This is a genomic window from Geodermatophilus obscurus DSM 43160, assembly GCF_000025345.1.
GTDB classification, from domain to species: domain Bacteria; phylum Actinomycetota; class Actinomycetes; order Mycobacteriales; family Geodermatophilaceae; genus Geodermatophilus; species Geodermatophilus obscurus.
Map to the genome: position 1 here is coordinate 2080989 of NC_013757.1, position 14203 is coordinate 2095191.

At 72.6% G+C, this 14203-nt stretch carries 15 protein-coding genes and 2 pseudogenes; 13 read left to right on the forward strand and 4 right to left on the reverse strand.

The window, feature by feature from the left end; translation table 11 throughout:
* Positions 1-53: 53 nt before the first annotated feature.
* The 5 genes from GOBS_RS09815 to GOBS_RS27315 all read left to right on the forward strand — a co-directional run bounded on the left by GOBS_RS09815 (position 54) and on the right by GOBS_RS27315 (position 2917).
* Positions 54-428, forward strand: a complete 375-nt coding sequence (locus tag GOBS_RS09815; RefSeq protein WP_012948136.1) for a DoxX family protein — start codon at positions 54-56, stop codon at positions 426-428.
* A gap of 231 nt (positions 429-659) precedes the next feature.
* Positions 660-1493, forward strand: a complete 834-nt coding sequence (locus tag GOBS_RS09820) for an NADP-dependent oxidoreductase (RefSeq protein ID WP_243697735.1) — start codon at positions 660-662, stop codon at positions 1491-1493.
* A 219-nt stretch (positions 1494-1712) separates the two neighbouring features.
* Positions 1713-2102, forward strand: a complete 390-nt coding sequence (locus GOBS_RS09825) for a DODA-type extradiol aromatic ring-opening family dioxygenase (protein WP_049788208.1) — start codon at positions 1713-1715, stop codon at positions 2100-2102.
* A gap of 40 nt (positions 2103-2142) precedes the next feature.
* The gene (locus tag GOBS_RS09830) at positions 2143-2442 is read left to right on the forward strand and encodes a DUF2218 domain-containing protein (RefSeq protein ID WP_012948137.1); all 300 of its coding nucleotides are present in this window, start codon (positions 2143-2145) and stop codon (positions 2440-2442) included.
* 94 nt (positions 2443-2536) lie between these two features.
* Positions 2537-2917, forward strand: coding sequence for a VOC family protein (locus GOBS_RS27315; protein WP_012948138.1), 381 nt, complete (start codon positions 2537-2539; stop codon positions 2915-2917).
* Between the two features lie 246 nt (positions 2918-3163).
* Here GOBS_RS27315 and GOBS_RS28745 read toward each other — a convergent pair.
* Both GOBS_RS28745 and GOBS_RS28750 read right to left on the reverse strand, forming a co-directional pair.
* A pseudogene (locus tag GOBS_RS28745) lies at positions 3164-3919 on the reverse strand (glycoside hydrolase family 15 protein); the annotation flags it as partial.
* Positions 3920-4291: 372 nt separating this feature from the next.
* Positions 4292-4894 (reverse strand): trehalase-like domain-containing protein, encoded by a 603-nt coding sequence (locus GOBS_RS28750; protein WP_341776541.1) that lies wholly within the window; start codon positions 4892-4894, stop codon positions 4292-4294.
* Here GOBS_RS28750 and GOBS_RS09845 point away from each other — a divergent pair.
* From GOBS_RS09845 to GOBS_RS09880, 8 genes are all read left to right on the forward strand, one after another.
* Complete coding sequence (locus GOBS_RS09845) at positions 4848-5750, forward strand: DODA-type extradiol aromatic ring-opening family dioxygenase (protein ID WP_012948140.1); 903 nt, start codon at positions 4848-4850, stop codon at positions 5748-5750. The genes GOBS_RS28750 and GOBS_RS09845 overlap by 47 nt on opposite strands.
* Before the next feature lie 41 nt (positions 5751-5791).
* Positions 5792-6649, forward strand: coding sequence for an SDR family oxidoreductase (locus GOBS_RS09850; RefSeq protein ID WP_012948141.1), 858 nt, complete (start codon positions 5792-5794; stop codon positions 6647-6649).
* 92 nt (positions 6650-6741) lie between these two features.
* On the forward strand, positions 6742-7905 hold the full coding sequence (locus GOBS_RS09855; protein ID WP_012948142.1) for a sensor histidine kinase: 1164 nt from the start codon (positions 6742-6744) through the stop codon (positions 7903-7905).
* Positions 7902-8600: a response regulator gene (locus GOBS_RS09860; protein WP_012948143.1), complete on the forward strand. Its 699-nt coding sequence runs from the start codon at positions 7902-7904 to the stop codon at positions 8598-8600. Before GOBS_RS09855 ends, GOBS_RS09860 begins: the two co-directional genes overlap by 4 nt.
* 133 nt (positions 8601-8733) lie before the next feature.
* Positions 8734-9675: an ABC transporter ATP-binding protein gene (locus GOBS_RS09865; protein ID WP_012948144.1), complete on the forward strand. Its 942-nt coding sequence runs from the start codon at positions 8734-8736 to the stop codon at positions 9673-9675.
* Complete coding sequence (locus GOBS_RS09870; protein ID WP_012948145.1) at positions 9672-10604, forward strand: integral membrane protein; 933 nt, start codon at positions 9672-9674, stop codon at positions 10602-10604. The genes GOBS_RS09865 and GOBS_RS09870 overlap by 4 nt, the downstream gene beginning before the upstream one ends.
* Before the next feature lie 300 nt (positions 10605-10904).
* Positions 10905-11339 carry a DUF6069 family protein gene (locus GOBS_RS09875; RefSeq protein WP_012948146.1) on the forward strand — a complete coding sequence of 145 codons (435 nt, stop codon included), beginning with the start codon at positions 10905-10907 and terminating at the stop codon, positions 11337-11339.
* A gap of 99 nt (positions 11340-11438) precedes the next feature.
* Complete coding sequence (locus tag GOBS_RS09880; RefSeq protein ID WP_049788210.1) at positions 11439-12383, forward strand: PP2C family protein-serine/threonine phosphatase; 945 nt, start codon at positions 11439-11441, stop codon at positions 12381-12383.
* A 173-nt stretch (positions 12384-12556) separates the two neighbouring features.
* On the opposite strand, the pseudogene GOBS_RS09885 reads toward GOBS_RS09880, so the two are convergent.
* Positions 12557-13751 (reverse strand): annotated as a pseudogene (locus GOBS_RS09885) (tyrosine-type recombinase/integrase).
* Positions 13752-13895: 144 nt separating this feature from the next.
* Positions 13896-14129, reverse strand: a complete 234-nt coding sequence (locus GOBS_RS09890; RefSeq protein ID WP_012948149.1) for a helix-turn-helix transcriptional regulator — start codon at positions 14127-14129, stop codon at positions 13896-13898.
* Positions 14130-14203 lie beyond the last annotated feature (74 nt).

The following is a 14203-nucleotide window of genomic DNA, read 5'->3' on the forward strand; positions in this document are numbered from 1 at the left end:
CGAGCGACTACTGTCGCTTGCGTCGTCAAGTAAAGCACGTGAGGAGTCAGAACGTGAACGTCGTCTTGTGGATCGTGGCCGGGCTGCTGGCCGTCGCCTTCCTCGCCGCCGGGCTGATGAAGCTCACCCAGCCGAAGAAGAAGCTCGCCGACTCCGGCATGGGCTGGACCGAGGACTTCAGCGACGGCGCGGTCAAGGGCATCGGCGCCCTGGAGGTGCTCGGCGCCGCGGGCCTGATCCTGCCCGCCGCGCTGGACATCGTCCCGGTGCTGGTGCCGATCGCCGCCACCGGCCTGGCCCTGCTCATGCTGGGCGCCGCGGTGACCCACGCCCGCCGCAAGGAGTCGACGAACATCGTCGTCAACATCGTGCTGCTCGCCCTGGCCGCGTTCGTGGCCTGGGGCCGGTTCGGCCCGTACGCCTTCTGACCCCATCGGCGGCCGACCTCACCGGGTGACCGCCGAGCGCCACCTCCACTCGTTCCGGCCTCCCGTGGCCGGAGTGCACCCCATCGCAACCACCTGACCTGGAGTCCCCGTCATGCGCGCACTGCACGTCCCCACCGCCGGTGAGCAGCCCCAGCTCGGCGAGCTGCCCACCCCCGAGCCCACCGAGGGCACGGTCCTCTGATCCGGGTCAAGGCCGCTGGCCTGAACCCCATCGACAACGCCGTCGCCACCGGTTTCCTCGCCCAGATGGGCCTGCCGCACGAGTACCCGCTCGTGATCGGCCGCGACGCCGCCGGCGTCGTGGAGGCCGTCGGCGCCGGTGTCGACCACGTCGCCGTCGGCGACGAGGTGCTCGGCCACGTGCTGCTGGCCCCGCCGATCTCGGCCGGCACCCTCGCCGAGCACGCCGTCCTGCCGGCCGCCACGGTCACGCCCAAGCCCGCCGGCCTGGACTTCACCACCGCCGCCGCCCTCCCGCTGGCCGGCGCAGCCGCCGTGCAGTCCATCGACGCGATCGACCCCCAGCCCGGGCAGACCGTGCTGGTCAACGGCGCCTCCGGCGGCGTCGGCTCCTTCGCCGTGCAGCTGCTGGCCGCCCGGGGTGTCACCGTCGTGGCCACCGGCACGCCCGCCGACGCCGACCGGCTCACCGCCCTCGGCGCCGCCCGGGTCATCGACCACACCGCCGGCCCGGTCGCCGAGCAGGTCCGCGCCGCCTACCCCGACGGCGTCGACGCCCTGGTCAGCCTCTACGGCATGGACCCCGCCGGCACCCCCATCTCCGCCGTGCGCACTGGTGGCAAGGTCGCCGGCGTCGCGGCGGTGCCCGACGAGGCCACCCTCGCCGCCGCCGGGCTCACCGGCACCTCCGTCATGGCCACCCCCACCCGGGAGGTCCTCGCCCCGCTCGCCCAACAGGCCGCGGCCGGGGACCTGAAGGTCACCGTCGCCGACGTCCTGCCCCTCGAGCAGGCCACCGAGGGCCTGGGCCGGCTCGCCACCGGCGGCGCCGGCGGCAAGCTCGTCGTCACCGTCGAGGGCTGACACCACCGTCGCCGGCCGGGGTCGACGCAAGAGCGCCGACTCCGCCCGGCGGCGGGCACATCCCCTCCGGCCCGTCATCGGCCGCCCACCCGCGCGACCGGCCTGGCACGGCGCATCGCCGCGACGCTGAGCGACTCCACTCCGCTGCACCAGCACGTCGACCGCGGTCTGGACCACGCCGCCTTCATCCCGATGGTGGCCATGTAACCGGCCGTCGAGGTGCCTGCCGTCCAGCTGAGCACGCCGAGCCTGGATCCCGAGGCCCTGTTGAGGCTGGGGGAGCGGCTCCACACCCTGCGTGAGGGCATCCTGGTCATCGGCTCGGGGACCATGACCCGCAGCTTCACCGTCTTCCGCCGGCCTGAGCCGGCGGGCCACACCGCCGCCTTCGACGAGTGGGCCACCGACGCCATCGCGCGCAGCGACGTCGACGCCCTGCTCGACTACCGCGCCAAGGGACCGAGCGCGGACATCGCCCACCCGACCGCCGACCACTTCGTGCCCCTGCTGCTCACCCTCGGTGCAGGCACCACGCCCGGCCAGTCGGTGACGACCGCCTTCGACGGCATGTGGATGGGCAACTCGATCCGCTCCTTCCAGGCGGCCTGACCGGACCCCCCGACCGCCGAACCCGATCAGGAGAAAACCGATGACCATCCTCTCCTCGCGCGCCGACGTGCCCACCGACGCCCCGGCCCGCTACGCCAAGCAGCTGGTCTCGCACCTGGGCCGCAAGGCCCCGTTCACCGAGGACGCCGACGGCGCCTGGACGATCACCGTCGGGGAGGCCCGCGGCCGGATCCTCGTCGGCGACGGCGTGCTGACGTTGCACGTCGAGGCGTCCGACGTCGAGACCCTCGACCGCCTCGAGCACGCTCTGGGCAGCCACCTCGAGCGCTTCGGTGCCCGTGCCGGCCTGACGGTCGCCTGGCGACGCGACGCCGACTGACCGGCACTCCCCGGCCACGGGGTCCACAGAGCCAGGCGCGCCCACGGCCGCGCTCGGAAGCAACACAACCACCCACCGAGAAGAGGACACCGCCTTGAACGTCAACGCCATCACCTGGCACTCCATCACCGTCGAGCCCGAGCAGCTCGACGCCCAGAAGAAGTTCCTCACCGAGACCCTCGGTCTGACCCTGGCGATGGAGATGTACGGCGTCTTCGTGTACGCGCTCCCGGACGGGGGGATGCTGGAGCTCTACACGCCGCAGACCGCCCCGGACTTCGGCTACAACGGCTCCATCGCCTTCGGCTTCCGGGTCGACGACGTCGAGGCGGCCAGCGCCGAGATCGCCGCGGCGGGCGGCGAGCTGCTCGGGGAGATCAACCGGGTGCCCGACCTGGACTACGCCTACCGCCACTTCCGCGGCGTGGACGGCCGCGTCTACGGCCTCAACGAGAGCAAGCCGCAGCCCCGCTGACGCACAGCCCTGCCGGTCCGCCGCGACCGCGGTGGACCGGCGGGCCGACGGGCCTGCTCCAGGCCGGCGCCATCCCAGGGCCCGATCGAGGTTCACGGCGGCGCTGATGAGCGCCAGGTGGGTGAAGGCCTGGGGGAAGTTGCCCTGCTGATCTCCGGCGACGCCGATCTGCTCGGCGTAGAGGCTGAGGGCATCCAGGGTGGCGAGCCACTTGGGATCGGTCGGCGCGACGAATTTCGCCAGCGGCATCATCAGGACGGCGGCGTCCAGGACGTCGTCATCCTCGTGCTGCACGAACGCCTGACGTCGTGCCGACCAGCCCCGCTTCATGATCCGCCGGTAGATGTCGTCGCGGGTGCGCTCCCACCTGGCCCGGTCGGCGGGCAGGCCGCGACGGTTGGCCATGCGGATGGCGCGCTCGACGGCCACCCAGCACATCAGCCGCGAGTACAGGAACTTCTTGCGCCCGCCGCGGGTCTCCCAGATGCCCTCGTCGGGCTGGTCCCAGTGGTCGCAGACCCAGTCGACGAGACCGCAGAGGCCCTCCCACGCATCACTGGAGATGGGCTCCGCCCACTCGTCGTACAGGTACACGGAGTCGATCAGCTCGCCGTAGATGTCCAGTTGGAGCTGCTCGGCCGCGCCGTTGCCGATCCGGACGGGGGACGCGCCCTCGTACCCCTCCAGGTGCGGGAGCTCCTCCTCGGCCAGGTCGGTGCGGCCGTCTGTGCCGTACATGATCTGCAGGGGGCCAGAGGGGTGGTCGTCTGCCGGTGGGATGTGCTGCGCGAGGAAGTTCATGAACGCGGCTGCCTCGCTGGTGAAGCCCAGCCGCAGGAGCGCGTAGACGCAGAAGGCAGCGTCGCGAATCCACACGAAGCGGTAGTCCCAGTTCCGCTCGCCACCGGGTTGTTCGGGCAGGCTGGTCGTGGGCGCGGCGACGATGGCGCCCGTCGGTGCATAGGTCAGCAGCTTCAGCGTCAGCGCCGACCGGTGGACCATCTCGCGCCAGCGGCCGCGGTAGCGCGACGCCGACAGCCAGCGCCGCCAGTACGTGACCGTGGCGTCGAAGAGCTCCTCCGCCTCGGTGCCGGAGCGACCGCGCGGCGCGGTATCCCCGTCGACGCGGTCGAGGGCGAACACCGCCGAGTCGCCCTCGACCAGGGTGAACTCCGCTTCGACATCGCGCCCGTCGCAGCGGAGGGGGGAACCGTGGCGGTCAGCGACAGCGACAGGTCCGTCGAGCCGAAGAGGACGCCACCGTCGCGCTCGTCGACGGTGTGCGTCCGGCGGCCGTAGTCGAAGCGGGGGGACACCCGCACGCGGAACGTCATGGTCCCGCGGACGCAGAGCACCCGCCGGACCAACCGGTGGTCAGCCGTCTCCGTGGCCGGGCCGACGGGCATGAAGTCCTGGGCCTCGCCCACGGCGTCGCCGGTGTAGAAGCGGGTCAGCTGGACGTTGGTGTGCGGGACGTAGAACTGCCGGGGTGCGCGCCGGCGAGGCGGTGGCCAGCTCGAAGGAGCCTCCGCGGTCGGCGTCGAGGATCGCCCCGAACACGCTCGGCGAGTCGAATGACGGGTAGCAGTACCAGTCGATGGTGCCGTTGGTGCCGACCAGCGCCACGGTGTGCAGATCGCCGATCAGTCCGTGCTCGGCGACGGGGAGGTACCGCGGCTGGGGGCCGGGCTCCGCTCGATCGTCCTCAGCCGGGTCGCTGGTCACGAGTGCCCTCCGTGTCGGTCTGGCCGGGGTGGTACGCGAGCTGACGTGAGGGCGAGAACTATCGCAGGGTCGTGCTCGACCGGCCCGGTGGCGGTCGTCGGCGACGCGTGGAGTGGAGGCGCTCACATGTTCGGCGAAATACTTGCTGCAGCAAGTGAGTTGCGGCAGAGTGTCAGTTGCCTCGACAACCAACTGGGAGTCCACCATGACCACGCTCGGTCCCGCTACGACCGCCGCTGCGGACGCCCGCATCCCGGCCGACCACCTCTTTGCCCAGCACCTGCGCCGCGTCGCCGCGCTGGACCCACACCGGGCGTGGACGCCGGAGGACGGGGCGCTGCCGAGCCTCTACCTGTCCCACGGTGGTGGTCCGATGCCGTTCTGGCGGCCCGAGTGGCTGAACCCGTTGCACGACTGGGCCCGCGCGCTGCCCAAGCCGAAGGCGATCCTGGTGGTCTCCGCGCACTGGGAGTCCGCGCCGCTGTCGATCAGCGCTCCCCGGCCCACCGAGCTGGTCTACGACTTCGGCGGCTTCGACCCGCTCTACTACACGTTCCGCTACGACACCCCCGACGCGGGCGAGCTCGCCCGCGACGTGGTCCGCCTCATGCCCGACACCGAGCACGTGCACCAGCACGCCAGCCGCGGCCTGGACCACGGCTCCTGGGTGCCGCTGAAGATCATGTACCCGGAGGCCGACGTCCCGGTGCTGCAGCTCTCCCTGCCCACCGAGGACCCCGACCGGCTGCTGGCCATCGGTGAGCGGCTGCGTCCGCTGCGCGAGGAGGGCGTGCTGGTGGTCGGCTCGGGGCACATGACCCACGGCCTGCCGTTCATCACCCGGGGGATGCTCGAGGGGACCGAGGTGCCGGCCTGGTCGACCGACTTCGACGGCTGGGCCGCCGACGCGCTGGCCCGTGGCGACGTCGCCGAGCTGTCCCGGTATCGCAGCGCCGCGCCGGGCCTGCCCTACGCCCACCCGACCGTGGAGCACTTCACCCCGCTGTTCGTCGCCCTCGGCGCGGCCACCGACCCCACCGCCCCGGTGATCACCACCCTGGACGGCTACAGCTTCGGCCTCTCCCGGCGCTCTTTCCAGGCCGCCTGAGCCTGCAACCCGGACCCACCTCACCAAGGAGAACCACCCGCATGTCCATCGTCGTCACCGGCGCCACCGGCCACCTCGGCCGACTGGTCGTCGAAGCCCTCCTCGCCCGCGGCGTGCCCGCCGACCAGATTGTCGCCACCGGCCGCCGCGTCGAGGCGCTCGCCGACCTGCAGGACCGCGGCGTCACCGTCCGCCGCGCCGACTACACCGACCCCGACTCCCTGCGCGCCGCGTTCGCCGGCGCCGAGAAGGTGCTGCTCGTCTCGAGCAGCGAGGTCGGCCAGCGGCTGCCGCAGCACCGCAACGTGATTTCGGCGGCGAAGGACGCGGGTGTGCGCCTGATCGCATACACCAGCTTCCCCCACGCCGACACCTCGACCCTTCCTCTGGCAGCCGAGCACCTCGCCACCGAGCAGGTCCTGGTCGAGTCCGGGGTGCCGCACGTCGTCCTGCGCAACGGTTGGTACATCGAGAACTACACGGGCCAGCTGGCCACCTACCTCGAGCACGGCATCGTCGGCTCCGCCGGCACCGGCAAGGTCAGCGCGGCTCCCCGCGCCGACTTCGCGGAGGCGGCCGCCGCCGTCCTGACCCAGGACGGTCACGACGGCGCGGTGTACGAGCTCGGCGGCGAGGCGTTCACCATGCCCGAGTTGGCCGCGACCGTCTCCGCGGTCACGGGCCGGCACGTCGCCTACACCGATGTGCCGGTCGAGCAGTACGCCCAGATCCTCGTCGGTGCCGGGCTACCCGAGCCGGCCGCGGCACTGTTCGCGGACTTCGACCGGGCCGTGGCCGACGGGGAACACCACGTCGGCGACGACCTGGCCACGCTCATCGGCCGGGCGCCGACCCCGCTCGCCGACGCCGTCGCCGCGGCAGCCGCTCGCCAGCAGTGACCACGGGCCCTCACCTCCTTCGGGGAGGTGAGGGCTCGTCCGTCCGGCGCACGTCCGCGCCTGCCATCGCTGGGTCGACCGGAGGAGGAGCCGTGGCAGGGGGACGGCTCTGGTCGGCGGCGCACCCGCGGCTCGCGGATGCGTGTCTGGCGGCGCTGCTGGTCCTCCTCGTCCTCCCGACCCTCGTCATCCGGAATCCCGAGTTCCCGGGAAGCCCGGACGGCTGGTCCCTGGCCGTGTTCGCCCTCGCCGCGGCAGCTCTGGTCTTCCGGCGGGAGCAGCCGCTGCGGGTCTGGGCGTTCGCGACGGTGGCGGGGGTCGCCGGCGTGCTGCAGAGCGACGGGAGCATCGTCCTGGCTGCCACCACCTGCGTCGCGCTCTACACGGTCGGCAGCCGACTACCCCTGCGCAGCGTGGTCCTAGCGAGCGTCGTCTCGGGTGTCGCCTACACCCTCGCCTCGGTCGTGGCCGAGGGCGACTGGCTCGACGACCGCGGGGTCCCTGGCCTGCAGACCTTCGCGTGGTCGGCCGCCGCCTCGGCGGTCGGGGTCGCAGTGCGCAGTCACCGGGCCACGCTGGCGGCGGCGGAGGCCCGCGCCCTGCAGGCCGAGCTGACGCGGGAGGACGAGGCCGAGCGCCGGGTCAGCGACGAGCGGCTGCGCATCGCCCGCGAGCTCCACGACGTCGTGGCCCACCACATCTCGATCGTCAACGTGCAGGCTGGGGTCGCGCGCCATCTCCTGGACGCCGACCCCGACCAGGCGCGAGCGGCGCTCGACCTGGTGCGTGACGCCAGCAAGACCGTGCTGTCGGAGATGTCCACGGTCGTGGGTCTGCTGCGCACCGCGGGGGAGGAGGCGCCGACCGATCCGACGCCGGGCATGGCCCGGGTCGGCGAGCTGGCCGACTCCATCCGCCAGGCCGGGCTGGACCTGACCTGGACCGTCAGCGGCGAGCTCGCGGGGCTCCCCGCGATCCACGACCTGACCGCGTACCGGGTCGTCCAGGAGACGCTGACCAACGCCCTGAGGTACGGCACCGGCGCGGCCACGATGGTCGTGGACAGCCGACCGGAGGGTGTGAGCATCGAGGTGCGCAACGAGGTTGGCAGGAACGGACGGCACCGGTCCGGGGGCGGTCACGGTCTGATCGGCATGCGGGAACGCGTCGACGCCGTCCGCGGGCGGCTGGCGGCCGGACCGGAGCCGGACGGCGCCTATCGGGTGTCGGTCCTCATCCCGCGGGACCCGGCATGACCGTCCGCGTGCTGCTCGCCGACGACCAGGTCCTCATCCGATCGGGGTTCGCGGCGCTCGTCAACAGTGCCGACGACCTCAAGGTGGTCGGTGAGGCAGGTGACGGCGCCGAGGCCGTCCGCCAGGCCGGCGCGCTGCGACCGGACGTCGTCCTGATGGACATCCGCATGCCCGGTGTGGACGGACTGACGGCGGCTCGGCAGATCGCCGCGTCACCCGACCTCTCCGAGGTCCGCATCATCGTGCTGACCACCTTCGAGGCCGACGAGTACGTCGTCGAGGCCCTGCGGTCGGGGGCGAGCGGGTTCCTGGGCAAGAGCGTCGAGCCGGACGAGTTGCTCGACGCCATCCGGGTGGTCGCGCGCGGTGACGCGCTGCTGTCCCCGCGGGCCACCCGGAGCCTGATCGCCCGCTTCCTGGCCCAGCCCGGCCGGTCCGGGCCGGACCCCGACGGGCCTGCTCCCGTCGACGCGGCGCTCGACGTCCTCACGGAGCGGGAACGCGAGATGGTCGCGCTGGTGGCGCACGGGCTGAGCAACGAGGACATCGCGGCGCGCCTGCACCTCTCGCCGCTCACGGTCAAGACGCACGTCAACCGGGCCATGAGCAAGCTCCGCGCGCGGGACCGGGCCCAGCTGGTGGTCCTCGCCTACCAGACCGGGCTCGTCCGGGCGGGCGACACGTATCCGCGCTGACGCGTGTGCCGGCCTCGCCTCTACTGCGCTGGCAGTAGGCGGAGGCCGCCGCAAGAGCCTGCGTACGGATGACGACGGGGACCGCTTGCCCGATGGATAGTTGCCTCGTCAACCAATAGCCGGGGAGCGACTGATGCTGGAACTGCAGAACCTGACCAAGCGCTACGGGGACGTCGTCGCCGTCGACGACCTCACCTTCGACGTCCGTCCCGGTGTCGTCACCGGGTTCCTCGGGCCGAACGGGGCGGGCAAGTCCACCACCATGCGGATGATCCTCGGCCTGGACCGGCCGACCTCCGGATCGGTCACCGTCAACGGGCGGGACTACCGGACGTCGACGGCGCCGCTGCACGAGATCGGCGCCCTGCTCGACGGCAAGGCGGTGGACAAGGGGCGCTCGGCCCGCAACCACCTGCTGGCCCTGGGGGCCACGGTGGGTGTCGGAGCCCGCCGCGTGGACGAGCTGCTGGACGCGGTCGGTCTGGCCGAGGTCGCGCGCAAGCCGGCGGGTTCCTTCTCCCTGGGCATGGGGCAGCGGCTGGGCATCGCCTCGGCGCTGCTGGCCGACCCGTCCATCGTGATGCTCGACGAGCCGGTGAACGGGCTGGACCCCGACGGCATCCTGTGGGTGCGCAGCTTCCTGCGGTCCTTGGCCGAGGAGGGGCGAACGGTGTTCCTGTCCTCGCACCTGATGAGCGAGATGGAGCTGACCGCCGACCACCTGATCGTCGTCGGCCGGGGCCGGCTGATCCGGGACGTGTCGATGGCGGAGTTCATCGCCTCGGCGTGGAGCGACAAGGTCAGGGTCGTCTCGCCGGACGCCACGGCACTGGCCGGCCTGCTGGCCGCGCCCGGGGTCACCGTGACGTCGTCCTCGCCGACGGAGCTGGAGATCGAGGGCGTGCCCGCCTCGGAGATCGGTGACCTCGCCGCGCGCCACGGTCTGCCGCTCCACGAGCTCGTCCCGCTGCACCCCTCCCTAGAGGAGGCCTTCATGGAACTCACGAAGGAGTCCGTGCAGTACCACGGCCGCACCGACGGCGCGCTCCCCACCACCGCGGCGGCAGCCCGGTGACCGCCACGCTGCCCGACGGCACCCCTCCCACCACGACCCGCGAGAAGGCGGACCCCACGATGACCACCTCCACCTCACCGGACACGACCACCGCTCACACCGCGTCCTCGGCCCACCGGCACCGCGCGACCACGGCGCCCGCGTACCGGATCACCCTGGCGCGCGTCATCCGCGCCGAGTGGATCAAGCTGCGCACCCTGCGCTCGACCTGGGCCATGCTGACCGCGGTGCTGCTGACCATCGTCGGGATCGGCGCCATCGCCGCCGCGAGCGCGACCGGCGCCGTCGAGGGCCCGCGCGACGGCGGCGGACCGGGCGGCGGCGATCCGCTCTCCACCGTGCTCAGCGGCTCGATGCTCGCCGTCGTCCTCGTCGGCGTCCTCGGTGTCCTGTTCGGCGCCCGGGAGTACTCCTCCGGCCTCATCCGCAGCTATCTCGCCGCGGTACCCGCGCGCCTGCCCGTGCTCGGGGCCAAGGTGGTCGCCTTTCTGCTGGCCGTCGTCCCGGTCGTCCTCGCGGGCGTCTTCGTGGCCTTCGCGGTGGGCATGGCCGTGCTCGACGCGGGCGGCGTCGCCACCGTCTCGTGGAGCGATCCGGGGACCGCGCGGGTCGTGCTGGGCACGGCCGGCTACGTCGTGGGCATGGGCCTGATCGGCCTGGCTCTCGGCGTGCTCCTGCGGAGCACCGCAGGAGCCATCAGTGCCCTGCTCGCCGGAATCCTGGTCTTGCCGACGCTCGCCGGCGCACTCCTGCCCGAGGCCTGGGACGGGTTGCTGAAGTATCTGCCGTCCAACGCCGCGTCGGCGTTCACGTCCACCGTTCCGACCGAGTCGCTGCTCGGCGCCGGCACGGGGGTACTGGTCTTCGCCGGCTGGATCGTCGTGGCCGTCGCCGGGGCCGCCGTCGCCTTGTCGCGCCGCGACGCCTGACCCGTTCCCGGTCGGTGTCGCTCCGTCATCACCGGGCGACACCGACCGGTCGTCATCGAGCCCACCATCAGGAATTTCCGGAGATCTCTCCGGGCGCTTGACGCGGCAAGCTTCGGTCGGCTACCTTCACTTGCACGGGCAAGTAATCGCCTGCGTCACCAAGGCGATGGCTGGGGTCGCTGGCGCACTCGGACGCCTGACGACTGACCGGGTCCCGACGCAGTTCCCGCCCGTCCCGTGATCACCGGGGCGACACCGGCCGCCCGCCACCTGATCCACCACCCGACCTGGAGAACTGCCATGACCACCACCTCGGCCCGGGACACCCGCGCGGTGTCCTGGAAGTCCACCGCCGTCGCCGCCGCCATCGGCGCCGTCGGGGGGCTCGTCATCAACAGCCTGATAGCCCTGCTCGCGAAGGCTCTCTTCGACATCCCGGACGAGTTCCAGCCGCTCACCCTGCCGGTGTACGGGTTCCTGACCGTCGTCGGCGCGATCGTCGGCGCCATCGCCTGGCACCTCGTCGTCTCGCGCAGCCGCAACGCCTCGCGGGTGCTGCGTGTGCTCGTTCCCACGGTGCTCGTGCTCTCGCTGATCCCGGACGTCATGCTGCTCGTCAACGAGTCGCAGCCCGGGACCACGACTGCCGGCGTGGTTGCGCTGATGCTCATGCACGTCGGTGTCGCCGCGGCGGCCGTGCCGGCCTTCCGCCGGTTCATCCCGCCCCAGTCCTGACGCACTCCAGCCCAGCGCTCGTCCGCTCAGCCTGGGCTGACCGGCGCCCCGGTCACGCACCGCGTGGGGCCGGGGCGCCCGTCGTCCCCTGACGCGGCCGTGCCCCTCCGGCGGTGGGTGCGAGGCTCGGCGCCCTACACCGAGCGCGACCGCGAGCTGGTGAGCGCGCTGATGACCCGCGCCGGCCTGGTGGTCGAGGCCGCGCGGGCATCGTTCCTCGACCGCACGGTGTCCGAGACGATGCAGCGGGCGCTGCTGCCCACGCTGCTGCCGCAGCCCGACCACCTGCAGCTGGCCTCCCGCTACCAGCTGGCCGAGAACACGCAGCTGGTCGGCGGGGACTGGTACGACGCCTACCTCGACGCCACCGGCACCACCAGCCTGGTCGTCGGCGACGTGGCCGGCCACGACATCGCAGCGGCGGTCACGATGGGCCAGCTGCGCACCGAGCTGCGCATGGCCGGCCTCGACGGGACCGCCGGCCCGGCGAGAGTGCTCACCACCGTCGACGTCGCCTGCGACACCTTCGGCCAGCACGTGTTCGCCACCGCCCTGGTCGCCCGCGTGGAACGCTTCCCCCCGGACCGGCCCGCGCGGGACCGCGCCCTGACCTGGAGTTCGGCCGGGCACCCCCCACCGGTGCTGCTGCACGCCGACGGCACCGTCGCCGTCCTCACCGACCGGGTCGGGCTCCCGCTCGGCGTCGATCCCTCCCGGCCCCGTCCCGAGCACCGCCACGTGCTGCCGGTGAACTCCACCCTGCTGCTCTACACCGACGGGCTCCTCGAGCAGCTCGACGTCCCGGTCGCCGCCACCGGGCGGCCCGGCGGCTCCGGCACGCGCGACCTGGACACGGGCCTGGCGCGCCTGACCGACCTGCTGGCCGGCAGCGCCGGCCTCGACCTCGAGGACCTCTGCGACCTGGTCATGACCACGCTGCTCCCACCGGCGGGAGCCGCCGACGACGTCGCCCTGCTCGCCATCCGCCCGTACGCCGAGGACCAGCCGCGCCCGCCGCAGGCCGGCCCCAACGTCGTGCCTTGACCACCACGCGTCCCCCGGCTACAGCGACAGGTGAGGGTGATGCTGTGTGCCAGCGTGTGTGCCACCGCGGGGCGTTCACAGGTGTCCGCAGCCATACGCGGATGACCGCATCAACCGTCGGACCTGGGTATCCGTACGACGGCGCACGTCCACGAACCCCACCCCGGGGAACTTTAATCCGCGGGTTGTGGGTTCGATTCCCCACGGGGCCCACCGCCTTGACCAGCGCATTTACCGTTCGGCGGAGTATCGGCTGGCGGTCGCGCCCACACGGCGCCCACACGCGCCTCCGCGGCTGCCCGCGCGGCAGCGTCCATCCGGTCGGCCAGCGCGGCGAGGTCGTCGTCGACGAGGCCGGAGTAGACGTCCAGGGTCATGGCCGCCGAGGCGTGGCCGAGCATGCGCTGGACGGCCTTGACTGTGGCGCCGCTTGAGACGGCGAGCGACGCGGCGGTGTGGCGTAGGTCGTGCGGAGTGACGTCGCTCAGGCCGGCCGCTCGTACCGCCGGATCGAAGACGACGCGACGCCAGTTGCGGAGGCGAAGCACCGTGCCGCTGGCCGTGGTCACCAACAGGTCGTCGCCCTGCTTGCCCTCGCAGCGGCGGGCCAGCGGCTCGGCGAGGGTTGCGGGCAGGGGCACGGTCCGCTGCTGATGGGTCTTGGGCGTACCGAACTCGAGCCGCCCGCCGACCTCGGTGACGGCCTCGGCGATGGTGAGCCGGCGCCGGAGGAAGTCGACGCGACGGACGCGCAGGGCGGCCATCTCACCGAAGCGCAGTCCGGTGTACGCCAGCAGCCGGATGACGTCACCCTCGGCGCCTGCTGCGTCCGCGAGCCGCTCAACCTCGTCGTGGGTGAGGAACCTCGGCTCGCTCCGGATCACGCGAGGCAGTGGCACTCGCTCGGCCGGGTTGCGCGGGATGCGCCCGTCGCGGACGGCGAGGCCGAGCAACAGCGAGAACACCCGGTGGGCCTGACGTACGGTGCCCGCGGCGGACCCCTGGCCCAGCAACTTGGCGACCCAGACGGCGACATCGGCGTGCGTGACATCGGCGAGCTGGTGCTTCCCCCAGGTCGGCAGCACGTGGGTCCGCAGCAGGTTGCCGTAGCGGTAGAGCGTGCTCGGCTTCACACCGGTCTGCGAGGCCAGCCACCGATCGGCCCAGTCGGCGACGGTGACCCGGCCGCGCGCCGGCGCCGTCCATGTCTGCGTGACGAGGGCCGAGGTGGCCTCGTCGAGCCAGCGCTGGGCGTCGACCTTTCCGCACGAAGCGCCGCTCGTGCTGACGACCGCCAGGGTCTCGATACCGGGCGCGATAGCGGGCGGAACCGTCGCTGAGCGTGATGCGGGTGATGGAGCCGGCCATGTCGATGACCTCCGTGGCGGTGGCAAGCGATGCGAGCGTGCCCGATGTGTCCGACAGCTGACTGCCGTCGCACGTGGAGGCGCACTCCCCAGGCCGTTCGGCTGCCTCGGGTCGGGGGAGTGACGGGTGAGCGATCCGGGGGCGTCATGGCGCCGGAGGTGTGCGGTGGTCGCGACGGGCGTCGATCCAGGCGTGGAGGTCGTCGCGGCGGTAGAGGACGCGGCGGCCGAGGCGGAAGCTGGTCGGGCCGGTGCCCAGGTGCCGCCAGTAGCGGAGCGTCGCGACGGGGGCCCGCAGCAGTTCGGCGGCTTCGGTGATAGAGAGCAGCGCAGGTGCGGGGTCGGCGGTGTGATCGCGGCCGGGTGTCTCGTTGGGCATGGCTGGCTCCGGATCGGAACGGGTGTGGTCGGGCGTGCACGTGCAGAAGGCGCCACTTCGCGGCCATCGGTGAC

Bases quoted from the DNA above. Each gene is read 5' to 3' on its own strand.
- GOBS_RS09830 (WP_012948137.1), top strand. From the start codon at position 2,143: ATGACCATCCTCTCCTCGCGCGCCGACGTGCCCACCGACGCCCCGGCC.
- GOBS_RS09845 (WP_012948140.1), top strand. From the start codon at position 4,848: ATGACCACGCTCGGTCCCGCTACGACCGCCGCTGCGGACGCCCGCATC.
- GOBS_RS28750 (WP_341776541.1), bottom strand. From the start codon at position 4,894: ATGCGGGCGTCCGCAGCGGCGGTCGTAGCGGGACCGAGCGTGGTCATG.
- GOBS_RS09850 (WP_012948141.1), top strand. From the start codon at position 5,792: ATGTCCATCGTCGTCACCGGCGCCACCGGCCACCTCGGCCGACTGGTC.
- GOBS_RS09860 (WP_012948143.1), top strand. From the start codon at position 7,902: ATGACCGTCCGCGTGCTGCTCGCCGACGACCAGGTCCTCATCCGATCG.
- GOBS_RS09865 (WP_012948144.1), top strand. From the start codon at position 8,734: ATGCTGGAACTGCAGAACCTGACCAAGCGCTACGGGGACGTCGTCGCC.
- GOBS_RS09875 (WP_012948146.1), top strand. From the start codon at position 10,905: ATGACCACCACCTCGGCCCGGGACACCCGCGCGGTGTCCTGGAAGTCC.
- GOBS_RS09890 (WP_012948149.1), bottom strand. From the start codon at position 14,129: ATGCCCAACGAGACACCCGGCCGCGATCACACCGCCGACCCCGCACCT.